Annotated in this window: 24 protein-coding genes; 13 read left to right on the top strand and 11 right to left on the bottom strand. The window is 71.7% G+C overall.

The window, feature by feature from the left end; genetic code table 11:
* The first annotated feature begins 103 nt into the window (after positions 1–103).
* Both ABZ930_RS15390 and ABZ930_RS15385 read left to right on the top strand, forming a co-directional pair.
* A complete protein-coding gene (locus ABZ930_RS15390) occupies positions 104–1,372 on the top strand; it encodes an SAV2148 family HEPN domain-containing protein (RefSeq protein WP_361547317.1) in 1,269 nt (422 codons plus the stop codon).
* A gap of 85 nt (positions 1,373–1,457) precedes the next feature.
* Entirely contained in the window at positions 1,458–2,183 is a 726-nt protein-coding gene (locus ABZ930_RS15385) for a 3'-5' exonuclease (RefSeq protein ID WP_361547314.1), read from the top strand.
* Positions 2,184–2,240: 57 nt separating this feature from the next.
* On the opposite strand, the gene ABZ930_RS15380 is transcribed toward ABZ930_RS15385, so the two are convergent.
* Positions 2,241–3,116 carry an aminoglycoside phosphotransferase family protein gene (locus ABZ930_RS15380; RefSeq protein WP_361547311.1) on the bottom strand — a complete coding sequence of 292 codons (876 nt, stop codon included), beginning with the start codon at positions 3,114–3,116 and terminating at the stop codon, positions 2,241–2,243.
* A 189-nt stretch (positions 3,117–3,305) separates the two neighbouring features.
* On the opposite strand from ABZ930_RS15380, the gene ABZ930_RS15375 reads away from it, so the two are divergent.
* The 5 genes from ABZ930_RS15375 to ABZ930_RS15355 all read left to right on the top strand — a co-directional run bounded on the left by ABZ930_RS15375 (position 3,306) and on the right by ABZ930_RS15355 (position 8,930).
* The gene (locus ABZ930_RS15375; protein WP_361547308.1) at positions 3,306–4,211 is read left to right on the top strand and encodes a sugar ABC transporter permease; all 906 of its coding nucleotides are present in this window, start codon (positions 3,306–3,308) and stop codon (positions 4,209–4,211) included.
* Positions 4,211–5,044: a carbohydrate ABC transporter permease gene (locus ABZ930_RS15370; RefSeq protein WP_361547305.1), complete on the top strand. Its 834-nt coding sequence runs from the start codon at positions 4,211–4,213 to the stop codon at positions 5,042–5,044. The genes ABZ930_RS15375 and ABZ930_RS15370 overlap by 1 nt, the downstream gene beginning before the upstream one ends.
* Positions 5,044–6,336 carry a sugar ABC transporter substrate-binding protein gene (locus tag ABZ930_RS15365; RefSeq protein WP_361547302.1) on the top strand — a complete coding sequence of 431 codons (1,293 nt, stop codon included), beginning with the start codon at positions 5,044–5,046 and terminating at the stop codon, positions 6,334–6,336. Before ABZ930_RS15370 ends, ABZ930_RS15365 begins: the two co-directional genes overlap by 1 nt.
* 84 nt (positions 6,337–6,420) lie before the next feature.
* Positions 6,421–7,650, top strand: coding sequence for a macrolide-inactivating glycosyltransferase (gene mgt, locus ABZ930_RS15360; protein ID WP_361547299.1), 1,230 nt, complete (start codon positions 6,421–6,423; stop codon positions 7,648–7,650).
* Positions 7,651–7,877: 227 nt separating this feature from the next.
* Positions 7,878–8,930 (top strand): CDP-alcohol phosphatidyltransferase family protein, encoded by a 1,053-nt coding sequence (locus tag ABZ930_RS15355; RefSeq protein ID WP_361547296.1) that lies wholly within the window; start codon positions 7,878–7,880, stop codon positions 8,928–8,930.
* Between the two features lie 48 nt (positions 8,931–8,978).
* On the opposite strand, the gene ABZ930_RS15350 is transcribed toward ABZ930_RS15355, so the two are convergent.
* Complete coding sequence (locus ABZ930_RS15350) at positions 8,979–11,258, bottom strand: MMPL family transporter (RefSeq protein ID WP_361547293.1); 2,280 nt, start codon at positions 11,256–11,258, stop codon at positions 8,979–8,981.
* Positions 11,259–11,584: 326 nt separating this feature from the next.
* On the opposite strand from ABZ930_RS15350, the gene ABZ930_RS15345 reads away from it, so the two are divergent.
* Entirely contained in the window at positions 11,585–12,790 is a 1,206-nt protein-coding gene (locus ABZ930_RS15345) for a S8 family serine peptidase (protein ID WP_361547290.1), read from the top strand.
* 76 nt (positions 12,791–12,866) lie between these two features.
* Positions 12,867–13,424: a DUF1697 domain-containing protein gene (locus ABZ930_RS15340; protein ID WP_361547288.1), complete on the top strand. Its 558-nt coding sequence runs from the start codon at positions 12,867–12,869 to the stop codon at positions 13,422–13,424.
* Here ABZ930_RS15340 and ABZ930_RS15335 read toward each other — a convergent pair.
* Positions 13,405–14,274 carry an aldo/keto reductase gene (locus tag ABZ930_RS15335; RefSeq protein ID WP_361547285.1) on the bottom strand — a complete coding sequence of 290 codons (870 nt, stop codon included), beginning with the start codon at positions 14,272–14,274 and terminating at the stop codon, positions 13,405–13,407. The two genes, ABZ930_RS15340 and ABZ930_RS15335, sit on opposite strands and share 20 nt — an antisense overlap.
* A gap of 67 nt (positions 14,275–14,341) precedes the next feature.
* On the opposite strand from ABZ930_RS15335, the gene ABZ930_RS15330 reads away from it, so the two are divergent.
* The 3 genes from ABZ930_RS15330 to ABZ930_RS15320 all read left to right on the top strand — a co-directional run bounded on the left by ABZ930_RS15330 (position 14,342) and on the right by ABZ930_RS15320 (position 16,694).
* Positions 14,342–15,355 carry a 2-dehydropantoate 2-reductase N-terminal domain-containing protein gene (locus tag ABZ930_RS15330; protein ID WP_361547282.1) on the top strand — a complete coding sequence of 338 codons (1,014 nt, stop codon included), beginning with the start codon at positions 14,342–14,344 and terminating at the stop codon, positions 15,353–15,355.
* A 55-nt stretch (positions 15,356–15,410) separates the two neighbouring features.
* Positions 15,411–15,995, top strand: coding sequence for a TIGR03086 family metal-binding protein (locus ABZ930_RS15325; protein ID WP_361547279.1), 585 nt, complete (start codon positions 15,411–15,413; stop codon positions 15,993–15,995).
* A gap of 69 nt (positions 15,996–16,064) precedes the next feature.
* A complete protein-coding gene (locus tag ABZ930_RS15320; protein ID WP_361547276.1) occupies positions 16,065–16,694 on the top strand; it encodes a DsbA family protein in 630 nt (209 codons plus the stop codon).
* A 9-nt stretch (positions 16,695–16,703) separates the two neighbouring features.
* Here ABZ930_RS15320 and ABZ930_RS15315 read toward each other — a convergent pair whose 3' ends face one another.
* Positions 16,704–17,978, bottom strand: coding sequence for an MFS transporter (locus ABZ930_RS15315; protein WP_361547273.1), 1,275 nt, complete (start codon positions 17,976–17,978; stop codon positions 16,704–16,706).
* A gap of 105 nt (positions 17,979–18,083) precedes the next feature.
* Here ABZ930_RS15315 and ABZ930_RS15310 point away from each other — a divergent pair, with 105 nt between their 5' ends.
* The gene (locus tag ABZ930_RS15310) at positions 18,084–19,097 is read left to right on the top strand and encodes a DUF5937 family protein (RefSeq protein WP_361547271.1); all 1,014 of its coding nucleotides are present in this window, start codon (positions 18,084–18,086) and stop codon (positions 19,095–19,097) included.
* Between the two features lie 22 nt (positions 19,098–19,119).
* Here the strand turns inward: ABZ930_RS15310 and ABZ930_RS15305 are convergent, their stop codons facing one another.
* The 7 genes from ABZ930_RS15305 to ABZ930_RS15275 form a co-directional block, all read right to left on the bottom strand.
* The gene (locus ABZ930_RS15305; RefSeq protein ID WP_361547269.1) at positions 19,120–19,335 is read right to left on the bottom strand and encodes a hypothetical protein; all 216 of its coding nucleotides are present in this window, start codon (positions 19,333–19,335) and stop codon (positions 19,120–19,122) included.
* 23 nt (positions 19,336–19,358) lie between these two features.
* Positions 19,359–20,114 carry a sirohydrochlorin chelatase gene (locus ABZ930_RS15300; protein WP_361547266.1) on the bottom strand — a complete coding sequence of 252 codons (756 nt, stop codon included), beginning with the start codon at positions 20,112–20,114 and terminating at the stop codon, positions 19,359–19,361.
* 10 nt (positions 20,115–20,124) lie between these two features.
* Positions 20,125–21,057 carry an ABC transporter permease gene (locus tag ABZ930_RS15295; RefSeq protein WP_361547263.1) on the bottom strand — a complete coding sequence of 311 codons (933 nt, stop codon included), beginning with the start codon at positions 21,055–21,057 and terminating at the stop codon, positions 20,125–20,127.
* On the bottom strand, positions 21,044–21,838 hold the full coding sequence (locus ABZ930_RS15290) for an ABC transporter ATP-binding protein (protein WP_361547260.1): 795 nt from the start codon (positions 21,836–21,838) through the stop codon (positions 21,044–21,046). Before ABZ930_RS15290 ends, ABZ930_RS15295 begins: the two co-directional genes overlap by 14 nt.
* A 36-nt stretch (positions 21,839–21,874) precedes the next feature.
* Complete coding sequence (locus tag ABZ930_RS15285) at positions 21,875–22,987, bottom strand: aliphatic sulfonate ABC transporter substrate-binding protein (RefSeq protein ID WP_361547257.1); 1,113 nt, start codon at positions 22,985–22,987, stop codon at positions 21,875–21,877.
* A gap of 233 nt (positions 22,988–23,220) precedes the next feature.
* On the bottom strand, positions 23,221–24,567 hold the full coding sequence (locus ABZ930_RS15280; RefSeq protein ID WP_361547254.1) for a GTP-binding protein: 1,347 nt from the start codon (positions 24,565–24,567) through the stop codon (positions 23,221–23,223).
* Positions 24,568–24,569: 2 nt separating this feature from the next.
* A partial coding sequence (locus ABZ930_RS15275) for a phosphoadenosine phosphosulfate reductase family protein (RefSeq protein WP_361547251.1) occupies positions 24,570–24,945 on the bottom strand: 376 nt, incomplete at its 5' end.

Genomic DNA, 24,945 nt, shown 5'->3' with positions numbered 1-24,945 from the left:
CCATCCGGCTGCACCGCCTGCCGCTCCCGGAGTACCCTTCCTTGATCGTTGGCTGGGGGAGTGCTCGACATAGCTCGGGGGAGCGGAAGGCGGTGCGGAGCGGGTGAGCTCGGGTGGTCTGGAGCTGCCCCCTGGTGACGACGGTCACGAGGGTCAAGAAGGGCAAGGGGCAGGCTCATCGGACATCCCGCCCGGAGCGGTGTCACTGGCTCGGCCCATGGACGTGGGATCGCAGATCGGACCCGAACTGGACTGGGGCGCCGACGCCTGGCGCGAGGTCCGTACGCGTGCGCAACGAGCGGGGCGCGCCTACATCTGGCTGAATCTGGTCGAGCAGCGGCTGCGGGCCGTGGTCGCGGCCGTGCTGCGCCCCATCTACGAGCCGGTGAACGGGGACGACTGGGTCGTCGCCGCCGCCGGTCCCGCCGGGCAGGAGTGGGTGCAGCGCGCCGTCGCCGTGCGCGAGGTCAGCCGCCGCAAGGGCTATCTCCTCGACCCGGCGGACGACAACGTCCTCTCCTTCCTGACCCTGCCCCAGCTGCGCGAGCTGATGGTGCAGCACTGGCCGTGCTTCGAGCCGTACTTCGACGACCGGCGCGACGTCGAACTCGCGCTGGACGAGCTGGAGGTCACCCGCAATGTGGTCTCCCGCAACCGCGCCCTGTCCGAGACGGTCCTCGCCCAGGCCGAGCGCGCCTCGGCCCGGCTCCTGGAGATGCTCGGCGCCGGATCCGACGTCCCCTCCGCCCGCCGGCTGCCCATCGACGCGGTCGAGGACCTGGTCGGCGACCGGTACGCGGACGTGGTCGGCGTCCACTCCGACCGGGTGCGGCTGCTGCGGCAGTTCCCCGCCGAGGACCTGTTCGGCGGGGCGCGACGGCTCGACGCCATCGGGATAGGCCTGAACCTGCTGGTGCAGAACTTCTCGGGGCGGCGTCTGGTGCGGCTCGCCGAGTCCGGCTGCCGGGTCCGGCTGCTCTTCCTGAACCCGGCCTCCAGCGCCGTCAAGCGGCGGGAGCGGGAACTGGGACTCAAGCGCGGCGAGTTGAGCCGCGCCGTCGAGATGAACATCCTGCACATGCGCCGGGTGCGGGCCCGTCTGAAGGATCCCGGGGCCTTCGAGATCCAGGTCTTCGACGAGACCCCGCGCTTCACCGCCTACCTCGTCGACGGCGACGGCTCGGACGGCGTCGCCGTCGTCCAGAGCTACCTGCGCCGCACCCGGGGGATGGAGGCACCGGTCCTCGTGCTGCGCGGCGGCGGCCGCGTGGTGAGGTCGGGTCCCACCGCCGACCGGGACGAGAACGGACTTTTCGTGACGTACCGCGACGAGTTCGAGCAGGCGTGGGCAGACGGGCGCCCCGTGTCGTAGCCGGACCGGGCCGCGGACCGATTGTCAGTGGCGCATGCGATCGTGGTGGTCATTGGGGGAACGCACCACGAGATAGGGGGCAGCCATGAGCTGGCACCGAGAGCTGTTGATCGGCTTCGACCTGGAGACGACCGGGACGGATCCGCGCGAGGCGCGCATCGTCACGGGCGCCGTCATCGAGGTCAGGGACGGCACGGTCCTCGGCCACCGGACGTGGCTGGCCGACCCGGGCGTCCCGATCCCGGACGAGGCCGTCGCGGTCCACGGGATCAGCACCGAGCGCGCGAGCGCCGAGGGCGAGCCGGCCGACCGCGTCGCGGACGCCATCGCCACCGTCCTCGTCGGGTACTGGCTGACGGGCGTCCCGGTGGTCGCGTACAACGCGACGTTCGATCTGACGCTGCTCTCCGCCGAGTTGGCCAGACACGGCCTCCCCTCGCTGCGCGAGCGCCTCGGCGGCGCCGAGCCCGGCCCGGTCGTCGACCCGTACACGATCGACCGCAGCGTCGACCGCTACCGCCGCGGCAAGCGCAACCTCGAAGCGGTCTGCACCGAGTACGGCGTCACGCTCGACTCCGCGCACGACGCCTCCGCGGACGCCCTGGCCGCGGCGCTGCTGGCCCGCGCGATCGGCGAGCGGCACACCAAGGTCGCCGCCCTGGGCCCCGCCGAGCTGCACCGCAAGCAGGTGGAGTGGTACGCGGACTGGGCGACCGACTTCCAGAAGTTCCTGCGCAAAAAGGGCGAGACGGATGCCGTGGTGGACCCGATGTGGCCGATACGCGCTGCCAACAGCCCGTCCGGCGTTTGAGGACGGCGGCTCCGGGGGCGAAGCCCCCGTGCCACGGCGGGAAGCGGGTGCACGTCCCTAGAAGGGGTACCACCGCACGGAGGCATCCCCGTCCCGCAGCGAAGCCACCCGCCGCCGAAACTCCACCAACGCCTTGGGATTGCCCGGCGCGTGCTGGGCGACCCACGCACAGGACGCGGTCTCCCGAGCCCCCCGCAGCACGGCACACCCGTCCCACTCCCGCACATCCCACCCGTACGCCTCGACGAACCCGTCATAGGCCGCCGCGGGCAGCCCGTACCGGTCCCGCGACAGCGCCATGACCACCAGATCGTGCTCCCGGAGATCCGCGGAGAACGTCTCGAGGTCGACCAGGACGGGCCCCTCGGGCCCGATGTGCACATTGCGGGGCAGCGCGTCACCGTGGATCGGGCCGACGGGCAGCCGCGGGGTGAGCGCGGCGGCGGCCGAGGCGAACCCGTCGCGCCGCTCGCGCAGATAGTCGGCGTCCGCCGGATCGATCGCGTCGCCCGCGAGCCGCAGCCAGCGCTCGACCCCGCCGAGCAGATCACGGCGGGGCAGCTCGAAGCCGGTGGGCGCCGGCAGCGCATGCACCAGCTTCAGCAGTTCGGCGAGGTCGCGGGGCTCGGCCGGGCGCACGGCCGCCGGGACGCGGTGCCAGAGCGTCACCGGGTGCCCGTCCACGACCAGCGCCTCGTCCTTGGCGGCGCGCACCGCGGGGACCCCGTGCTCGGCGAGATAGGAGGCGACGGCCACCTCGCGGCGGGCCCGGTCGAGGAGTTCCGGAGCCTGCTCGGTGCTCCGGCCGACCTTGACGACGAGGTCGCCCGCGCCGAAGACCGCGTTCTCCCCGAGGGCGAGCAGCTCCGCGCCGTCGGCCGCGCCGCCGATCCCCGCCCGCGCCAGCACGTCCCGTGCCCGTGCCTCGTCCATGTCGTGCCTCCCGCGTTCCAGCTGGTACCGGGCCAGTCTCGCACCCGGCCGCGCGCACCCCCGTACCCGTCCGGATGTCTTGACGGCTTCCGGCGTTGTCAGGACCATGACGGGGGCCGCCGGGGCGGCCGGAAGCCGTGCGCGTCAGCCGAACCGTGCCATCCGAACCGCCCGAAGGAGCCCGCACCCATGACGACGGCGATCACGCCGCGGACGGCACGGGCCGACGCGCGGCAGCGCGGGGCCTGGTTCCTGGTGCTGCCCGCGCTGATCCCGATCCTCGGCCTGAGCGTCGGCCCGATCCTCTACGGGATCGGGCTCGCCTTCACCGACGCCCAGTCGGGCCGCACCGCCGCCACCCAGTGGGTCGGCACCCTCAACTTCCAGGATCTGCTGCACGACACCCTGTTCTGGGAGTCGTTCCGGATCGGGCTGGTGTGGGCGGTCGGGGTGACGGTCCCGCAGTTCGTGCTCGCCCTCGGACTCGCCCTCCTGCTCGACCAGAACCTGCGGCTGAGGTGGCTGGCGCGGGCGCTCGCGATCATCCCGTGGGCGATGCCGGAGGTCGTCGTCGGCATCATGTGGCGCCTCGTCTACCACCCGGACGCCGGTGTCCTCAACGAGACGCTGCGCGACCTCGGCCTCGGCGACGGCCGCGACTGGCTCACCGGCCTCGCGACCGCGCTGCCCGCCGTGATCGTCGTCGGCATCTGGGCGGGCATGCCGCAGACCACGGTGGCCCTGCTCGCCGGGTTGCAGAACACCCCGCGCGAGCTGCACGAGGCGGCGGCGATGGACGGGGCCGGGGCCTGGCGCCGGTTCCGCACGGTGACCTGGCCCGCGCTGCGGCCCGTCGCGCTCGCCATCACCGCGCTCAACTTCATCTGGAACTTCAACTCGTTCGCCCTCGTCTACGTCCTGACGAACGGCGGACCCGGCGGCCGCACCCGACTGCCGATGCTCTTCGCCTACGAAGAGGCCTTCCGCTACGGCCAGTTCGGCTACGCGGCGGCGATGGGCTGCGCCATGGTCGCCGTCATCTCGATCCTCCTCGCCGTCTACCTGGTGGGCCGTCTCAAGGGAGGCGACGAGTGATGTTCAAGGTGAGCCGCCCCGCCCGCGCGGGCCAGTACCTCGCGCTCCTCGCGTACCTCGTCTTCCTCGCCTTCCCGTTCCTGTGGCTGATCTCCACGGCGTTCAAGCCGCCCGGCGAGCTCGCGAGCCTGCACCCCACCTGGATTCCCCGCCATCCCACCCTCGCCAACTTCCGGCAGGCCTTCGACGAGCAGCCGCTGCTGCGGGCCGCAGGGAACTCCCTGCTCGTCGCCGTCTGCGCCGCCGTGATCGCGATCGTCATCGCGACCCCGATGGCGTACGTCATGGCGCGCCACCGCAGCCCGCTGTCGCGGGCGGCGACCGGCTGGGTGGTGATCAGCCAGGCGTTCCCGTTCGTCCTGCTGATCATCCCGCTGTTCCTGGTCCTCAAGAACCTCCATCTGATCAACTCGCTGCCCGGCCTGATCCTGGTGTATGTGGTGTGGGCGCTGCCCTTCGCGCTGTGGATGCTGGTCGGCTATGTCCGGGCCGTACCAGAGGAGTTGGAGGAGGCCGCGGCGGTCGACGGCGCGGGACGGCTGCGCATCCTGGTCTCCGTCACGGCGCCGCTGCTCGCGCCCGGCCTCGTGGCGACGGGCCTGTTCGCGTTCATCACCGCGTGGAACGAGTTCTTCTTCGCGCTGGTGCTGATGAAGACCCCCGAGAGGCAGACGCTGCCGGTGATCCTCACCCACTTCCTGGGCGCGGAGGGCGCCGCCGACCTGGGCCCGCTGGCGGCCGGGGCGTTCCTGGCGACCCTGCCCTCCCTGCTGATCTTCGCCGTGATCCAGAAACGCATCACGGGCGGCATGCTGGCGGGGGCGGTGAAGTGATGCGCGGCGCGCGCCGGTCGGCGGCCGTGTTCGCCGCCGTGACGGCCCTGCTGCTCGCGGGCTGCTCCGGCGGCCCGGGGACGACGGACCACGGCCGCGTCACCCTCGAATTCCAGTCCCTGGCCTGGCAGAAGGAGTCCGTCGACGCCAATCGGCAGCTCGTCGCGGAGTGGAACCGCGAGCATCCCGACATCCAGGTCAGATACGTCCAGGGCAGCTGGGACAGCGTCCACGACCAGCTGCTGACGGCGTTCGAGGGCGGCGAGGCGCCCGACATCATCCACGACGCCTCCGACGACCTGGCCGACTTCGCCTACGGCGGGTACCTCGCCGACCTGAGCGACGATCTTCCCGCCCGCCTGAAGTCCGACATCCCGCGGCGGAGCTGGCGGACCACGACCTTCGGCGACGGGATCTACGGGGTCCCCTTCCTCCAGGAGCCGCGCGTGCTCATCGCCAACGCGACCTGGCTGAAGAAGGCGGGGGTGCGCATCCCGACGGCGGACGACCCGTGGACCTGGGACGAGTTCCGGCAGATCACCGAGGAGCTGAGCGGGGACGGGAAGTACGGCGTCGCGTGGCCGCTCAAGGAGCCGGTGTCGGCGACCCTCAACCTCTCCCTGTCCAGCGGCGGCACGATGTTCCACCGCGGTGCGGACGGCAAGGTGACGGTCCGGTTCGAAGCGGCGGACGAGGTGATGCCGCGCACCGTGCACGACCAGGTGGCCACCGATCGCAGCGCCTCCGCCACCACCCTCGGCATGGGCGGCTCCGACACCCTGCCCGGCTTCTTCGCGGGCAAGTACGCGATGGTGCCGCTCGGCTTCTCCTACCGGCAGCAGATCGTGCAGCAGGCCCCGAAGGGCTTCGACTGGCAGGTGCTGCCCGCGCCCGCCGGCGCCGACGGCCTCGCCCAGGGCGTCAGCCCGCAGACGCTCTCCGTGTCCGAGGACAGCCCGTACAAGAAGGAGGCGGCCCGGTTCATCGACTTCCTCCTCCAGCCGCGCAACATGGTGCGGCTCGCCCTCGGCGACTGGATGCTGCCGACCGGCACCGAGGCCCTGAAGGACCCCGCGCTGCACACGCCGAAGAACGACTGGGCGGCCGGCACCGCCCTCGCAGCCGACCTCCGCCCGGCCCCCGCGCAGACCGTGCGCGGCTACCCGGAGTGGAAGGACAAGGTCGCCACCCCCGCGCTCCAGGAGTACTACAGCGGGGCGATCGGCCTCGACGAGCTGCGCGCACGCCTGGTCGACGACGGAAATCTGGTGCTGGCGCGCTACCAGCGGTGAGGGCGCGGACGGCCGCGTCTCGGCGGCGGGAGACGTGCGCGTAAAGAGTTGTACGAGACGTCTCGTCTCGTTTACGGTGGACGCATGACGCACCCGGAACACACCCAGGACAGCAAGCGCGCCCACATCGCCATGTTCTCCATCGCCGCCCACGGGCACGTGAACCCGAGCCTGGAGGTGATCCGGGAGCTCGTGGCCCGTGGGCACCGCGTGACGTACGCGATCCCGCACCTCTTCGCGGACAAGGTGGCCGGGACCGGCGCGGAGCCGGTCCCGTACCGCACCACGCTGCCCGGCCCCGACGACGACCCGGCGGCATGGGGGACCACCCTGCTGGACAACGTGGAGCCGTTCCTGAACGACGCGATCCAGGTCCTGCCGCAGGTCATCGAGGCGTACGAGGGTGAGGGCGGGGCCGGCGTGCCCGACCTGGTGATCCACGACATCACCTCGTACCCGGCGATCGTGCTCGCCCGCCGCTGGGGCGTCCCCGCGGTCTCCCTCTCGCCGAACCTCGTGGCCTGGGACGGCTATGAGGAGGAGGTCGCCGAGCCGATGTGGGCGGGGCCCAGGAGCACCGAGCGCGGCAGGGCGTACTACGCGAAGTTCACCGGCTGGCTGCGGGAGAACGGGATCGCGGACCACCCCGACCCGTTCGTCGGGCGCCCGCCGCGCTCCCTCGTGCTCATCCCCAGGGCGCTGCAGCCGAACGCCGACCGGGTCGACACCTCGCGGTACAGCTTCGTCGGCGCCTGCCAGGGCGACCGGTCCGCGGAGGGCGACTGGCGGCGGCCGGACGACGCCGAGCGGGTGCTGCTCGTGTCGCTCGGATCGTCGTTCACCCGGCAGCCCGATTTCTACCGCGCGTGCGTCGAGGCATTCGGCGATCTGCCGGGCTGGCACGTCGTGCTCCAGATCGGCAGGCATGTCACCGCCGACGACCTCGGGGCGGTTCCGCGGAATGTCGAGGTGCGGAACTGGGTGCCGCAGATGGCGGTCCTGAAGCAGGCCGACGCCTTCATCACGCACGCCGGCGCGGGCGGCAGTCAGGAAGGGCTCGCCACCGCCACCCCGATGGTCTGCGTACCCCAGGCCGTCGACCAGTTCGGGAACGCCGACGTGCTCCAGGCGCTCGGGGTCGCCCGGCACGTCCCGAAGGAGGAGGCCACGGCGGCCACCCTGCGCGAAGCCGTCCTCGCGCTCGCCGACGATCCGGAGGTGGCCCGTCGCCTCGCCGTGATCCGAAAGGAGATGGCCGACGAGGGCGGTACTCCGCGCGCCGCCGACCTCATCGAGGCGGAGCTGCCCCGCTAGCGGCCGCGGGGGACGACGGGAAACGGAGCCGATCGGTTCCGTTCTCCCGTGAAAAAGATGTGACCATGCGATAACGGGCGGGGGTATGCCGTAACGCTCGTATAACGCCAGGTGGGAGCGACCCTTACCCCTTCTCAAAGGTTGTACTCGGGCCGTCTTGAACTTGGTGGGAACCGATTCTTACTGTGAGGTGAACCTGCTCTGAATTATCGAAAGTTGGCGCCCCCATGCCCCGTGACATACCACCGCTCTCCGACGTTCGTCGGCTCACGCAGAAGAAGCGTGACGCGTGGTGGACCGTGCTGCTCGTCGACCCGGTCGCGACGCCGCTCGTGCGGCTCACTGCCCGGTGGACACGCATCACGCCGAACCAGATCACCTGGGGGGCTCTCGTCCTGGGCCTCGGCGCGGCCGGCTGCTTCGCCATGGGGGACTGGCGCTGGCTGATCGCCGGTGCCGTCATCTACCACGTGAGCTTCATCCTCGACTGCATGGACGGCAAGGTCGCCCGGCTCACCGGACAGGGCTCCGTGTTCGGCGCCTGGCTCGACTACATCTTCGACCGGGTCCGCGTCATGGCCTGTGCCGTGGCCCTGATGGGCGGCCAGTACCACCGCACCGGTGACATCTGGTACGTGTGGCTCGCGGTGGTCGTCGTCTTCCTCGACGGACTGCGCTACCTCAACGCGCTGGAGATCTTCAAGACCCGGCACACCATGCGCAAGAAGATCAAGGCCCAGGTGCGGGCCGCCCGCCGCGCCCAGAACGAGCAGAGCCTCGCCTTCATGGAGGACCTGCTGCGGGCCAACCCGTCCGCCGACATCGAGCAGGACCTGAGCGGTGCGGCCGCCGACGCCGAGACGGGCGTCGACGAGGACGGCGACGTGGTGGAGGCGCGGCGCGAGGCCGAGGAGCCCGAGGCGCAGGAGACGCCGGCCCCGGAGTCCAAGCGCCAGGTCGTCGACCTGCACCAGGAGTTCCGCAGCCGCTTCCCGGCCTATCTGCGGCTGCGCTCCTTCCTGCTGCGTCACCGGATCCGCACCCACCTGATCAGCGGCATCGAGTTCCAGATGGCCGTCTTCATCGTCGGCCCGCTGCTCGACCAGGTGATCGGCGCCACGGTGGTGGCCGGTGCGCTGCTGCTCGTCTTCGAGCTCGCCATCATCTACAAGCTGCTGCTGTCCACGCGCGACTTCGGCCGCACGCTCGAGACCTTCGAGCAGGAGGCCCAGCGGCAGGAAGCCCTGAGGGAGCAGGAAGGCGTGCCCACCCCCGCGTGACGCGGCGGGCGGGCACACCGTCCCGGGACGGGGCGGGGGCGGCGGTCGTCAGACGCGCAGCTCCTCGCCCCCCTTGGCGGCCGCCGTCGGCGCCGGGGCGGGCGCGGGCGGCTCGTCGTGCGTCAGGTCCGGCATCCGGTGCAGCCACCGCGGCAGGTACCAGTTGCGGTCGCCGAGCAGCGCCATCACGGCCGGGAGCAGCACTCCGCGGATGACGGTCGCGTCGATCAGGACGGCCGCCGCGAGACCCACGCCCATCTGCTTCATCGACTGCATGGACAGCGTGCCGAAGATCGAGAAGACGGCGACCATGATGACGGCGGCGCTGGTGACCACGCCCGCGGTCGTCACGACACCGTGCCGGATCGCGTCGGTGTTGCCGCGTCCCTGAAGCCGTGCCTCCCGGATCCTCGACACCACGAACACGTGGTAGTCCATCGACAGGCCGAACAGGATCACGAACAGGAACAGCGGCAGCCAGGAGATGATCGCGCCGACCCCCTCCGCGCCGACGAGGGACGCGCCCCAGCCGTGCTGGAAGACGGCGACGAGGATCCCGTAGGCGGCGCCCACGCTCAGCAGGTTGAGCGCGATCGAGGTGATCGCGACGGTCAGCGAGCGGAACGACAGCAGCATCAGCAGGAACGCGAAGGCGACCACGAAGGCGAAGACCGGGACGACCGAACCGACGATCTGGTCGTTGAAGTCCTTCGACCCGGCGACTTGGCCCGTGATCGGCGCCTCGACACCGTCGACCTCGCCCAGTGTGGCCGGCCGCACCTCGTCCCGCAGCAGCGCGAGGCTCTTCTCCGCCCTTCCCTGGTCGGAGCCGCCGACCAGCGGTACCTGGACGAGCGCGACGTTCTGCGCCCCGTGCACCGTCACCTCGACCGGGCCGCGTGAGGCACCCGAACTCACGGCCCGCGCACGGAAGTCGGCGATCGCCGAGCGCACCTCCGGCGCGTTGATGTCATCGGCCCCGATGACCACCTGGGCCGGTTCGGAGCCGCCCGGGAACGCCTCGTTGACCCGGTCGTACGTCGCCACGATCGGCAGCGAGTCCCCGAACTCCTGGTCGAGGGTGAGGTTCTGCGTCTTCATCCCGAGGGCCGGAGCGGCGATCGCGAGCAGCGCGCAGACCGCGACGGCCACCGAGGCGGCGGGCCGCTTCAGCACGACCCCCAGGACGCCGGTCCAGAACCTGCTGCCGCTCTCACCCGTGCCTGCGCCGCGCCGCTTGTCCGGGTGCAGGAAGGGGATGCGGCCCTTCTCGACGCGCTCGCCGAGCAGGGAGAGCAGCGCGGGCAGCACGGTCACCGAGCCGACCATCGCGACCGCGACCACCATCAGCGAGGCGAGTCCCATCGCCTGGAACTCGGCGATGCCGGTGAACAGCATGCCCGCCATCGCCACGCACACCGTGACGCCGGAGACGATGATGGCCCGCCCGCTGGTGGCCGCCGCGATCCGCAGCGCGGTCCCCGCGTCGTGGCCCTTCATCCGCTCCTCGCGTTCGCGGCGCAGATAGAACAGGCAGTAGTCGACGCCGACCGCCAGCCCCACGAGCAGCATCACCGAGTTGGCGGTGTCGCTCATCGGCTGGAGATGGCTGACGATCGCCATCAGGCCCATCGTCGCCACGATCGCGGTGACCGCGAGCGCCACCGGCAGCAGCGCCGCGACGAGCGCGCCGAACGCGATCAGCAGGATGCCGAGCGCCACCGGCACGGCCGAGTACTCGGCCCGCTGGAAGTCGTCGCCGAAGGCGTCGTCGAAGGTCTTGTTCATGCTCGCCGCGCCGATCTCCTCGATCCGCAGCGAGCCGTGGTCGTCCGCGACGCCCGCGACGGCCTTCTGGACCGGCTCGACCCGGTCCGAGGCCGTCTCGGGGTCGCCCCGCATGTCGAACTGGACGAGCGCGGTGCGGCCGTCCTTCGAGATCGTCTGCGCCTGGGCCGCGTAGGGCGAGCGGACGTTCGTGACCGCGCCCGTGCCCTCGACGGCCTTGACGACGTCCGCGACCGCCCGCTTGAACTCCGGTGCCGTGGCGCGCAGTCGGCCGTCCTTGGCCTGGACGAGCACCGTCTCGCCGGCGGGCTCGTCGATGCCGGCCCGTTCGATGATCTGCTCGGCCCGGCCGGTCTCGCCGCCCAGCTGGTCGCTCTCCTTGACGTCGGCGCGGCCCACCGCGTTCCCGATGCCCATCGTCAGGACGACGAACAGCACCCAGATTCCCACCGCCGCCCATCGATGACGGGCGCTCCACCCGCCGGCCCGGGCCGCGACTCCGCGCACCCGGCCGTCCTGCCGTTCCCCGTTCCTCGCCATGAGGTCACCTCCGGATTCGAAGGTATGGGCGGAGTAAGCGCGCTTCGTCGTGCTGTCCGGTGAGGTGCGGGGGGCGCGGGTCGGAGCAGAGGATGACGAACGCCCCTTACATCTATCGGGGTTGATCTGTCCGTTTTGTTATTACAGAACCTTGTTGAACAAGTCACAGGTGTATGTAGGTCTTGATCTGGTCGCGTCAATCGGTCAGGGTTTCGTCTCAACCCCCGGAGATCTTCCGGAGATTGCCGGAGGTTGCACGAAATTGCGCGCCCCCACGCGCGTAGATGCCACACAACCCCCCACACACCACGAGGAGTTCACTCTTCATGGCACTTCACAAGCGTGCACGTTCGATGAAGCTCACGGCCGCGATAGCCACGGCGGCCACCGCCGTCGGCGTCACGGTCCTCACCGGCGGCCTCGCGGACGCCGCCCCCGCCGAAGGCACGGTCTACGGGCTGGGCGCCAAGGGCGCCGTCAGCGGCAGCTATGTCGTCCTGCTCGACCAGAAGGCGAACGCCGGCGCCAAGAAGGACCTGGCCAAGGAGTACGGCGGCACCTTCCGCCGCAACTACGACTCGGCCGTCAACGGCTTCTCGGTGAACGGTCTCTCGCAGACCGAGGCCAAGCGGCTCGCCGCCGACAAATCGGTCTCCAAGGTCGTCCAGAACAAGAAGTTCCACATCGACGCCACCCAGGACAACCCGCCGTCGTGGGGCCTGGACCGCATCGACCAGGCGGAGACCGCGGGCGACGGCAAGTACACCTACCCCGACACCGCCGGTGAGGGCGTCACCGCGTACGTCATCGACACCGGCGTCCGCATCAGCCACAAGGACTTCGGCGGCCGCGCCTCCTCCGGCTTCGACGCCGTCGACAACGACGACAGCGCCGACGACGGCAACGGGCACGGCACGCACGTCGCCGGCACCATCGCCGGTGACGCGCACGGCGTCGCCAAGAAGGCGAAGATCGTCGCCGTCCGCGTCCTCGACGACCAGGGCTCCGGCACCACCGAGCAGGTCGTCGCGGGCATCGACTGGGTCACCGAGCACCACTCGGGCCCGTCCGTCGCCAACATGTCGCTCGGCGGCGGCGTGGACGAGGCGCTCGACGCCGCGGTGAAGAAGTCGATCGACTCCGGCGTCACCTACGCGGTCGCGGCCGGCAACGAGTCGGCGGACGCGTCCACCAGCTCCCCGGCCCGCGTCCCCGAGGCCATCACCGTCGCCTCCTCCACCAAGGACGACGAGCAGTCCGACTTCTCCAACTACGGCGAGGGCGTCGACATCTACGCCCCCGGCTCGGACATCACCTCCGACTGGAACACCGGCGACGACGCCACCAACACCATCTCCGGTACGTCGATGGCGACCCCGCACGTCGTGGGCGCCGCCGCCGTCTACCTCGGCGGGCACCCGGACGCGGCCCCCGCCGACGTCGCCACGGCGCTGACCGGCGGAGCCACCGCCGACGCCATCACGAACGCCACCGAGGGCACCCCGAACAAGCTCCTGAAGATCGTGGAGTAGTACCTCCGGGTTCCCACGGACCGGCGGCCGTCGTGCCCACCCCCACGGGGCGCGACGGCCGCCTTATCGTGTCCCCATGGCGATCACCCGGTACGCGGCGCTGCTGCGCGGCATCAATGTGGGCGGCAACAAGAAGGTCCCGATGGCCCGACTGAGGCCCGTCGTCGAGGGATTGGGCCTCCACGACGTGACGACGTATCTGCAGAGCGGCAATGTGACGTTCGCGGCCGAGGACGGTGACGAGGACTCCCTCGCAGCTGCGATCGGGCAGGGGATCGCCGACACGTTCGGCTTCCCCGTCGACGTCCTCGTCCGCGACCACGCCTACCTGGCGGCGGTCAGGGACGCCTGCCCGTTCCCGGCCGCCGAGCTGGAGGGCAGGCAACTGCACGTCACCTACCTGTCGCAGGCGCCGGACCCCGACCGGTACACCGGGATCGACCTGCCCGCCTACGCGCCCGAGGACTTCCGGCTCGGCGACCGCGCCCTCTATCTCTACGCGCCCGACGGGCTCGGCCGGTCCAAACTGGGCGAGCAGCTGGCCCGGCCCGCCGTGCACAAGGGGCTGATCGCGACCAGCCGGAACTGGAACACCGTCGTCAAGCTGGTGGAGCTCACGCGCCCGGCGTCGTGAGCGCGTCGAGCCGGTCCATGTCCTCGGCGGTGAGCCGGAGTTCGTCGGCCGCGACGTTCTCCTCCAGATGCGCCACGGACCCGGTGCCCGGCGTCGGGCACAGCACGGGGGAGTGGTGCAGCAGCCAGGCGAGCGCGACCTGCGGCGGCGTCGCGCCGTGCGCCGCCGCGATGTCCGTCAGCTCCTGATGGCCCGTCAGCGAGCCGTTGCCCAGCGGGAACCAGGGCAGGAACGCGATGCCCCGCGCCTCGCACAGCGTCAGCAGCGGCTCCGAGACGCGGTCCAGGACGTTGTAGCGGTTCTGGACCGAGACGATCGGCACGATGTCCAGGTCCAGGACCTCCTGGAGCCGCTCGGCCGTCACGGAGTCAAGGCCCACGTGCCGGATCTTCCCCTCGTCCCGCAGCTCGCGCAGCACGCCCAGCTGGTCGGCGAGCGGCACCTCCGGGTCGATGCGGTGCAGCTGGTACAGGTCGATCCGCTCCAGCCGCAGCCGCCGCAGGCTCGCCTCGCAGGTCTCGCGCAGCCAGGCGGGGCGACCGTCGACGTGCCAGGCCTCCGCCGAGGTGCGCACACAGCCGCCCTTGGTGGCGATCACCAGATCGTCGGCGTACGGGTGCAGCGCGGCGGCGACCCGCTCCTCCGCGATGCCCGGACCGTAGTTGTCGGCGGTGTCGATCAGCGTCACGCCCAGCTCCACGGCGCGCCGCAGCACGGCCGTCGCGTCGGCATCGGTTCCGCGCGGACCCCAGACGCCGGGCCCCGTCAGCTGCACGGTGCCGTAGCCGAGACGGCGTACGGGCAGGTCGGAGCCGATGGCGAAGGTCGTCTGCGGGGCCGTGTGCGTCATGGGGCGACGGTAACCGATGGCCTGTGCATCTGGTTCGGGAGGACCGGTCTGTGCCAGGGTCGACGCCATGCGCTATCTCATCATCGGGGCAGGAGCGGTCGGCGGCGCCATCGGTGCCCGGCTCGCCGGGGCCGGTCAGGACGTCGTCCTGGTGGCGCGCGGCAGGCAGTACGAGGCGCTGCGCGAGCGGGGACTCAGGTTCGAGGCGCCGGACGGGGTGCGCGTGCACCGGCTGCCCGTGGCCGACGGGCCGGAAGCGGTCGGCACCCTGCGCGCCGACGACGTCCTCGTGCTCTGCGTGAAGACCCAGGACAGCGCCGCCGCGCTGGCCGCCTGGGGCGCGGCCCCCGTCGAGGGCGGCGGCACCGCGGCCGGCCGGCTGCCGCTGGTGTGCGCCCAGAACGGCGTGGAGAGCGAGCGGCTCGCCCTGCGCACCTTCCAGCGCGTGTACGCGATGTGCGTCTGGCTGCCCGCCACCTTCGTCGAGCCGGGGGTGGTGCGCGCCGCGGGCGCCCCGCTCACCGGCATCCTGCACCTGGGCCGCTACCCGGCGGGCAGCGACGCCACGGTGCGGGAGATCGCCGCGGACCTCGAGCGGGGTCCGCTCGCCGCGCCCGTCGTCGACGACGTGATGCGCTGGAAGTACGCCAAGCTCTTGGCCAACCTCGCCAACGCCGTCGAGGCGGTCTCCGGGGTCCTCACCGACGAGGAGGGCATCGCCCTGTTCCGCCGGGCCCGCGCCGAGGGCGAGGCCGTGCTCGACGCCGCCGGGATCGCGTACACCGGCCCGGAGGAGGAGAAGAAGGAGCGCGCCGACCGCATCCGCTTCGAGCCCTTCGACGGAGCACCGCGCGGCGGCGGCTCCACCTGGCAGTCCCTGGAGCGGGGCGCGGGCAGCGTCGAGGTGGACTACCTCAACGGCGAGATCGGCCTCCTCGGACGGCTGCACGGAGTACCGACCCCGGTCAACGACGTCCTCCAGGAACACGCCAACGAAGCCGCCGGACAGGGCCGCCCGGCCGGCGCGACCCCGATCGCCGACCTGGTGGCGGCGGTCGACGCCCGGATCCGGGTTCCCTAGGGCCTGTCGCGTTTGTTCAAGAGCGGCAGGGTCCCCCGCTCGTACCGTCGACGGCATGGAAGAACGCAGGGACACCATCCATCCGTACCTGATCGAATGCGTCGCCGAGGCGGCCCGCGTCGCCGCGGGCGTCGAGCCCGACCGGCTCGACGCGGCCTCCGGCTGCGGCGACTGGGACGTGCGCACCCTCGTGAACCACTGGGTCGCCTACACCGGCGACGGCATGGAGCACCGGGCGCACCGCGCACCCCTGCCCGAGGAGCTGGCGGCACGCGACTTCACCGCCGAGAGCGACTGGGCCGACCGGTACGCGAAGCAGCTCGACCGCGCCCTCGCCGCCTGGTCCGATCCGGCCGTCTGGGAGGGCGAGGTGGACCTCGGGTTCGCCTCGCAGCCCGCGCCGGAGGTCGCCGCCCTGCTGTGGGCCGAACTCGTCCTGCACGGCTGGGACGTGGCCCGCGCCACCGGCCAGGAGTTCCGCGTCTCCGACGGCGCCGCCGCGCTGCTCCTGCACGTCGTCGACAAGAACGCCGTCCTCTACCGGCAGTACGAGGGCTTCGCCGACCCCGTACCGCTGCCGGACGACGCCCCCGTGTACGCGCGGGCCCTCGCGCTCAGCGGGCGCGACCCCCGGCCCTGACGAATGGCCCACCCGGACGGGGCAGGAATGGACCACGGGCCGGGGCCACCCGGCGGCTAGCTTCGGGGCATGACCACTGACCCGGCCTCCGGATCCGCCACCCGCGTCGACTTCTGGTTCGACCCCGCCTGCCCCTTCGCCTGGATCACGTCCCGCTGGATCCTGGAGGTCGAGCGCAGCCGTCCGCTCGACCTCCGGTTCCACGTCATGAGCCTGTACCTGCACAACGCCGGCAACGAACTCCCCGACTGGTACCGGGATCTCGTCGACCGGTCGATCGGCCCGGTGCGGGTCGCCGCGGTCGCCGCCCGGCAGCACGGGGACGGCATCCTCCGCGACTTCTACACGGCGCTCGGCACCCGCATCCACCAGCACAAGCAGGACGACTTCGACACCGTGACGGCCGAGGCCCTCGCCGAGCTCGGGCTGCCCGCCGAACTCGCCGCCGCCGCGCACGACCCGGCCCACGACGACCTGGTGCGGCGCAGCCACGACGCGGGCCGCGAACCCTCATCGGAGTCCTACGTCGGCACGCCCACGATCCACGTCGACGGCACCGTGTGGTTCGGGCCCGTCCTGCGGGCGATTCCGCGCGGGGAGCGGGCCGCGCAACTCTTCGACAGTTTCCGGGTCCTGGCCGGCGAGCCCGACTTCTTCGAGCTCAAGCGCACCCGCACCGGCGGCCTCGACGCCGGCTGACCCGGCCGGTCACTCACCCCGCCACTCCGCGTCCCGCCGAGCCCACCGCACGGCGGGACCCACCGCCAGACCGGCCGCCACGAACAGCGCCCCGAGCACCACCCAGCCCGCCGCGCCGTGCCGGATCGCGGTCACGGTCACCAGCGCGGGCGCCGCCATGGTCGCCGCGGCCTGCCCGGAGTTGAACACGCCCTGGTAGACGCCCTGCGCACGGGAGTCGGCGAGCCCGTACCCGACGGTCCAGCCGCCCGCCGCCGACAGCACCTCGGCGAACACCTGCACCACCGCGCCCACGACGAGCACGGCCAGCGCCCCGAGCGGGGAGAGCCCGGCCGTCACCGCGAACACCGCGCACGACAGCGCGAGCAGCAGGCCCCCGCGGCGCATCGCCCGCACCGCGCCCGGCAGATCCTCGACGCCGCGGGTCGCGCGCACCTGCAACAGCGCCACCAGCACACAGTTGAGGACCATCACCAGCGCCGCCGACCAGCGCGGCGCCTCGGTGTGCTCCGCGATCCACAGCGGCAGCCCCACCTCCAACAGGCTGTACTGCAGGGCCAGTACGGCATTGAGGAAGGTCACCGCGAGGAACGGCAGATCGCGCACCGCCCGCCAGCGGTCGCCCGCCGGGACGTCGTCCGCGACCCGGCGCCCGCCCCCGCCGGGCAGCCGCAGCACCAGCAGCGCCGAGGTCACGAACATCGCCGCGTCCAGCAGGATCAGCACCGTGTACCCGGCCCGGCTGTCGACCTGGAGCGCCAGGGCGCCGAAGACACCGCCCACGCCCATCCCTACGTTCGTCACCATCCGCAGATGCGCGCGGCCCTCCACCCGTGATCCGGCGGTGAGCACATCGGCGTAGAGCGCGTTGCGCACGCCCATGCTGGCCTGGCACAGCGCCGCGTAGGCGATCGCCGTGACGAGGAACGCCGGGTAGGACCCGATCACCGTGTACGCGGCGAGCGCTCCGCCGCAGCCGATCCACAGCGCGGTCAGCATCGTGCGGCGCCCCCACACGTCGGAGGCCCGGCCGGCCGGAGCCCCCGCCGCGATCCCGAACAGCCCGGCCACGGTGAGCCCGACCCCCACCGACGTGGCGCTCAGGCCGATGACCCGCGTGAAGTACAGGACGCTGACGGGGAAGAAGAGGCCGCGCCCGAAGGCGTTGAGCAGCGTGAGGACGGAGAGGTGGCGCAGCAGGGTGTCGGCGGGCAGCAGCCCGCCGAACCGGGTGGCGGACGGGGCGGCCCCGGTGGGACGCGCCGCAGGCGGTGACGTGGTCATGCCCCCAGCGAAACGGGGTTCCGCGCGCCGCGACATTTCTTTAGCGTGGGACTAAAAGAACAGCACTGCACGGCACGGCACGGAACGACAAGGGGACCGCCGCGGGTGATCGAGTTCCGCTTCGTCATGGGCGACCTGGCCCGCACGTCCTTCGCCTACTCGCCGCTCCAGGAAGCCGTCTACTCGCTGCGCGCCTGGCGCGAACCCGCGCGCTACCCGCACCAGCGGCCCTGGCTGCGCCGCCTCGGCCCCGCCTTCCGCCGCCAGGACACCGAACTCCTCGGCGCGCTGATCGCACCCCACCTGTGGATCCCGGACTTCCTCACCCCGCGCCCGGACCGGCCGCGTCCCGCGTTCGCCGTGCAGATCGCCGCGCTGCGCCGGGTGCCGCCGCGGCTCCTCGCCCCCGAGTTCACGGCCGCGTACGACACGACGGCCGACCGGCTGCCGGAGGTGGTGCGCACCGGGCTCGCCGACCCGGCCGCCTTCCGGCACCGCATCGCCGACGCGCTGGAGTCCTACTGGCACGACTGCCTCGCCGCCGACTGGTGGCCGCGCGCGCAGTCCGTCCTGGAGGCCGATCTCACCCATCGCGGCAAGGTGCTCGCGGAGGAGGGGGTGTCCGGACTCTTCACCGGCCTCGACCCGCGCCTGTCGTGGGACGGCGAAGTGCTGACCCTCGTCCAGACCAACAGCCACGGCTACCTCCCGTGGCCCGCGGCCGACATCCCCATCGGCGGGCGCGGTCTCGTCCTCGTGCCCACGCTGTTCGCGCACGGCGCCCACACGATGATCGACCCCGGCCTCCCGCCCCTGCTCAGCTATCCGGCGCGCGGCCGCGCCACGATCTCCGAGACCGCGCCACCCGCCTCGGGCGAGGCCCTGACCCGGCTGCTCGGCGCGGCCCGCGCCCGCCTCCTCCGCCTGCTCACGGAACCCGCCTCCACGACCGAGCTCGCCCACCGCCTCGCCGTCACGCCCGGCGCCGTCAGCCAGCACCTGTCGATCCTCTACGACGCCGGGCTGCTGACCCGGACCCGCAGCGGACGCAGCGTGCGGTACGGGCGCAGCGAACTGGGGGAGCGGCTGTGCGGCTCCGACGAACCGGAATCCGGCTGACCACCTCTCACGAAGCCCCAGCTCAGGTGGTGTTGTCAGACCCGGCCGTTACCTTCGGGACCATGAACGCCGCACCCCCGGCCCCCTGGCCCACCAGCGAACCGGCGCCGCCGTTGCGCCGACTGCGGGCCGCGCTGTCCGGACCCAGCTCGGCGCGCTGCTGCCCCTGGTCCACCGGGTGGTCGCCGACGAAGAGGCACCCGACGACCGGCGCCGACTCGCCCGCTGGATCCAGCACGACGGGGTGAGGAGCGGGCCGGCTCAGGCGCCGACGGCCAGCAGCTCGCGTCCGGTCGCGGCCGCGTCGTCGTAGCGGCGCAGCAGCACCCGCGCCACCTCCGGCGCGGCACCGAGCACCCCGCCCAGGACGTCCGCGCCGACGGCGCCCGCCGCGATCCGGTCGGGGAGCCGGCCGGGGGCCAGGACGTAGGGCGCCACGGCGACGCGCTCGCAGCCCAGGTCCCGCAGTGCGCGCACGGCGTCCTCCGTGCGCGGCAGAGATGCGGAGGCGAAAGCAGGCCGCACGGCGCACCAACCGGTGTGCCGCCACTCCCGCGCGATTTCTGCGATCACTGCGATCGCCTCCGGGTCACTGGAGCCCGCCGAGGCCAGGACGACCCCGGTCGTGGGCTTGTCGGCCGGGTCGAGCCCGGCCTCGTACAGCCGGCGTTCCAGGGCCGACACCAGCAGCGGTGACGGACCGAGGACGTCGGCCTGGCGGACGCGCAGGCCCCGCGGGGCCTCCCGCAGTACCGCGGGGATGTCGGCCTTCGCGTGGAAGGCACGGGTGAGCAGCAGCGGGAGGGCGATCACGTCGCGGACGCCCTCCGCCGCCAGGGACTCCAACACCCCCGGAACAGAGGGGATGTTGAAGTCCAGGAACGCCGTCTCCACCCGTACCCCCGGGCGCTGCGCCCGCACCTCGCGCACGAGGGCGTGCACGGTCGCGGCGTGCCGCGGGTCGCGGCTGCCGTGGGCGATGACCAGCAGGACGGGGGCGGGGGCGGAGTAGTGCATGACAGGCTGCTCAGTTCTTGACGAGGAGACCGCGGCCGCGCAGCACGCGCCGCTCCAGCGGGCTGAAGATCAGCAGGTCGATGACGATGCCGACGATCAGGATGAGGAAGATGGCGAGGAACACCATCGGCATGGACGAGGCGTTGCGGCCGTTCTCCAGGAGCTGGCCGAGGCCCACCCCGAGGTCGGGCGAGGACGCGATGATCTCCGCCGCCATCAGCGAGCGCCACGAGAACGCCCAGCCCTGCTTGAGACCGGCCAGATAGCCGGGCAGCGCCGCCGGGAGCACGATGTGCCACAGGCCGCGCACGCCGGTCGCGCCGAGGGTGCGGCCCGCCCGCAGGAACAGCGGGGGCACCTGGTCGACGCCGGAGACCAGGCCGTTCGCGATCGAGGGGACCGCGCCCAGCAGGATCACCGCGTACATCATCGAGTTGTCCAGGCCGAGCCAGAGCACCGCGGGCGGCACCCAGGCCACCGACGGCAGCGACTGCAGCCCGGACAGGATCGGGCCGATCGCCGCGCGGACGAACTTGACCCGGGCCACCAGCAGGCCCAGCGGGGTGCCGATGGCGAGCGCGAAGAGGAAGCCGAGCAGACCGCGGGACACGCTCGTCCAGATGTAGCCCAGCAACTCGCCCTTCAGCCAGGCGTTTTGGACCTCGGCCCAGACGTCCGACGGTGCGGGCAGCTTCGTCGGATCGTCGACGATCTTGAAGGAGATCAGTGCCTGCCAGACCACCAGGACCACGACGACCGCGGTCAGCGGCGGCAGGATCTTCTCGCGGAACGTCTTCGAGAACGGCGTGCGCCCCGACTGCACCGTCTCCAGTGCGTCCAGGCCCGCTTCGAGTCCGGCGAGGTCGTCCGCGCGTACGGTGTCGGCCGGTGCGTTCGTCTCGTCGTTCTTGTCGACGACGGCCGTCGGTTCAGTCCTTGCCATGGCGGCGGATCTCCCCCCGGAGCTGTTCGGTGATCTCGACGGAGAGCTCCGCCACGGCCGTGTCCTCGATGCGGCGCGGCTGCTCGATGTCCACGGTCCACTCGTGGGCGATCCGGCCCGGCCGGGACGACAGCAGCACGACGCGCTGGGCGAGCCGTACCGCCTCGCGCACGTTGTGGGTGACGAACAGGACGGAGACGTTCGTCTCCGCCCAGATCCGGGTCAGCTCGCCGTGCAGGACGTCGCGGGTGATGGCGTCGAGCGCGGCGAACGGCTCGTCCATCAGCAGCAGCCGGGCGTCCTGGGCCAGCGCCCGGGCCAGCGCGACGCGCTGGCGCATACCGCCGGACAGCTCGTGGACGCGCTTGCCGTACGCGTCCTGGAGCCGTACCAGCGTGAGCAGTTCCTCCGCGCGGGTGCGCCGCTCGGACTTCGCCACGCCCCGCAGTTTCAGGGCGAGTTCGATGTTCTTGCCCGCGGTCAGCCACGGGAACAGGGCGTGCTCCTGGAACATCAGGGCGGGCCGCCCGTCCGTCGTGATGGAGCCGGCCGACGGGGCGTCGAGCCCCGCGACCAGGTTGAGCAGGGTCGACTTGCCGCAGCCCGAGGCCCCCAGGAGGGTGACGAACTCGCCCGGAGCGACATCGAGGCTGATGTCGTCCAGGACGAGCTGCGGCCCGGCCGGTGTGCCGAAGGACTTCGATACGTGCTCGATACGGGCCGCCGTGCCGCCCGTGCCGACGGCGGAGCCGGCCGCCGTCGTGGCGAGGGTGGTCGCCATGGTCGTCACCTCCTGGGAACTCGGTGGGCAGGACGGTTACTTGACGCCGAGACCGGCGTCGTCGACCGCGGTGCCGCCCTCGGCCTTGAGGATCTTGTTCAGCGGCGCCAGGTCATAGATGCCGTCGAGGTCCGGCTTCTCCAGGAGACCGGCCTTGACCGCGTGGGCCGCCTCGGTGTCGAGGGTCGAGGCCAGCGGGTCGTCCGTGAACTCGATGGACTTCCACGCGGGGTCGAGCACGTTCGCCGGGAGCGCCTTGCCGGAGTCGGTCTCCAGCTGCTTGTTCGCGGCGGCCTTCGCCTCGTCGGGGTTGGCGTCGATCCACTTGTTGGTCTTCACGGAGCCGCGCAGCACGGCCTCGACGACGTCCGGGTGCGCCTTGAGGAACTTCTGCGACACGATGATGTTCGTGATCACGAACTTCTTGTCGGGCCACAGGTCGGACTCGTCGAGCAGCACCTTGCCGCCCTCGGCGACCAGCTTGGACGCGGTAGGCTCCGGCACCCAGGCGCCGTCGATGGAGCCGGACTTGAAGGCGTCCGGTGTGATCTTGTTGTCCGTGCGGACGACGGAGACGTCGCCCTTGCCGGAGTTCGCGTCGACCTTCCAGCCCTTCTCGGCGATCCAGTTCAGGAACGCGACGTCCTGCGTGTTGCCGAGCTGCGGGGTGGCGATCTTCTTGCCCTTGACGTCGTCCAGGGACTTGATCTTCTTGGGGTCGACGACGAGCTTCACACCGCCGGAGGCGCTGCCGCCGATGATGCGCAGGGACTTGCCCTTCGACTTGGTGTAGCCGTTGATCGAGGGAGAGGGGCCGATCCAGCCGATGTCGATGGACCCGGCGTTCAGCGCCTCGATCTCCGAAGGGCCGGCGTTGAAGACCTGGTACGAGGCCTTCGTACCCTTCAACTCCTTCTGGAAGAAGCCCTTCTGGTTGCCCACGAGAGCCGTGCCGTGGGTCAGGTTGCCGAAGTACCCGATCTTGACGGTATCGGCGGAGAGCGCCTTGCCCTTCGCGGCGACCTTGTCCTTGGAGCTGTCGTCGGCTTCGGAGCCGTAGCTGCACGCCGTCGCGGTGAGCGCGAGGAGCGGCAGGGCGGCGACGGCGATCAGCGAGCGTCGCGCGAGGGTGGAGCGGCTGGCAGGCACGGGAGGTGTTCCTCTCGTAGGCCCGGCGGGTCACGCCTCAGGGCGTGGCCGGGAGGTCGGCAGGTCTGCGTCTTCGCAGGTAAGGGCGGTGGGGGGTGAGGGCGCGCAAGCAGTGCGCGTACGTCTTCACGCACATCGCGCGACCCCGCCCTGTCCGCTGCCGAGGGAGCCGCTGCCGATGCGGCCGCCCTCCTTGGCGAACGTGCCGTAGTAGTCGATGGTGATCATGATGATCAGAAGTCCCAACCGTCTTCGTCTTCAACGGTGTTGGTGGCCTCGGCGGTCGCGAACGACTCTCCGGCCATACCGGCGGCGAGCGTGGTGCCGTCCGCCGGGTCGATCAGCAGGAACGAACCGGTGCGCCGCGAGTCCGCGTAGGTGTCAATGGCGAGCGCCTCGGCGAGCCGCACCTTCACCCGGCCGATGTCGTTGGCGACGAGCTGCCCGGGGGAGGGGTGCTGGGAGAGGTCGTCCAGCGTGAGCCGCGACGGGATCTCCTTGACGATGGCCTTCACCGTGCGGGTGGTGTGCTTGAGCAGCACGCGCTGGCCGACGGTGAGCGGGGTGTCGGCGACATGGCAGACGGTCGCCTCGACGTCCTGCGAGGTGGCGGGCGCGTCGTGGGTCGGCACGATCAGGTCGCCGCGCGAGACGTCGATGTCGTCCTCCAGCAGGAGGGTGACCGACTGCGGGGTCCAGGCGACGTCGACCGGCGTGCCCAGCAGATCGATGCCCGCGACCTTCGAGGTGCGTCCCGAGGGCAGGACGGTCACGGACTCGCCGACGCGGAACGTACCGGCGGCGATCTGGCCCGCGTAGCCCCGGTAGTCGGGGTGCTCGGCGGTCTGCGGCCGGATCACGTACTGCACGGGCAGCCGCGCGTGGCAGCCCGTCAGATCGTGGCTGACCGGCACCGTCTCCAGGTGCTCAAGGACCGTCGGGCCGCCGTACCAGTCCATGCGGGCGGACGGGTCCACGACGTTGTCCCCGGCGAGCGCCGAGATCGGGATGGCGGTGATCTCCGGCACGCCCAGGTCACCGGCGTACGCGGTGAACTCCTCGGCGATCTTCGCGAAGACGGACTCCCGGTAGTCGACGAGGTCCATCTTGTTGACGGCGAGGACGACGTGCGGGACGCGCAGCAGGGCCGCGACGGCGGCGTGCCGCCGGGTCTGCTCGATGACGCCGTTGCGCGCGTCGACCAGCACCACGGCCAGGTCGGCGGTCGAGGCGCCGGTGACCATGTTCCGCGTGTACTGCACGTGTCCCGGGGTGTCCGCGAGGATGAAGCGGCGCCGGGGCGTGGCGAAGTAGCGGTAGGCGACGTCGATGGTGATGCCCTGCTCGCGCTCGGCGCGCAGGCCGTCGGTGAGCAGCGCGAGGTCCGGCTCGGCGGCGCCGCGCGAGCGCGAGGCGTGCTCGACGGCCTCCAGCTGGTCGACGAGGACCGACTTGGAGTCGTGCAGGAGGCGCCCGACCAGCGTGGACTTGCCGTCGTCGACGGAGCCGGCCGTGGCGAACCGAAGCAGGGTGGTGGCCGACAGCCCGGCCAGCTCTTCAACAGCGGGGGTGGTGCTCATGTCTAGAAGTACCCTTCGCGCTTGCGGTCTTCCATCGCGGCCTCGGACATCTTGTCGTCGGCGCGGGTGGCGCCCCGCTCGGTGAGCCGGGAGGCGGCGATCTCGGCGATGACCTTCTCGATGGTCGTGGCGTCGGAGTCGACGGCGCCGGTGCAGGACATGTCGCCGACCGTGCGGTAGCGGATCAGCCGCGTCTCGACCGTCTCGCCGTCCTTCGGGCCGCCCCAGTCGCCTGCGGTCAGCCACATGCCGTTGCGGCTGAACACCGGGCGCTCGTGCGCGTAGTAGATCTCGGGGAGTTCGATGTTCTCGCGGGCGATGTACTGCCAGACGTCGAGCTCGGTCCAGTTGGACAGGGGGAAGACGCGGACGTGTTCG

The sequence above is a fragment of the Streptomyces sp. NPDC046716 genome (assembly GCF_040645755.1).
Lineage (GTDB): Bacteria > Actinomycetota > Actinomycetes > Streptomycetales > Streptomycetaceae > Streptomyces.
Note: the sequence above shows the minus strand (reverse complement) of the source record. Positions and strands in the feature narration are given on the sequence as shown.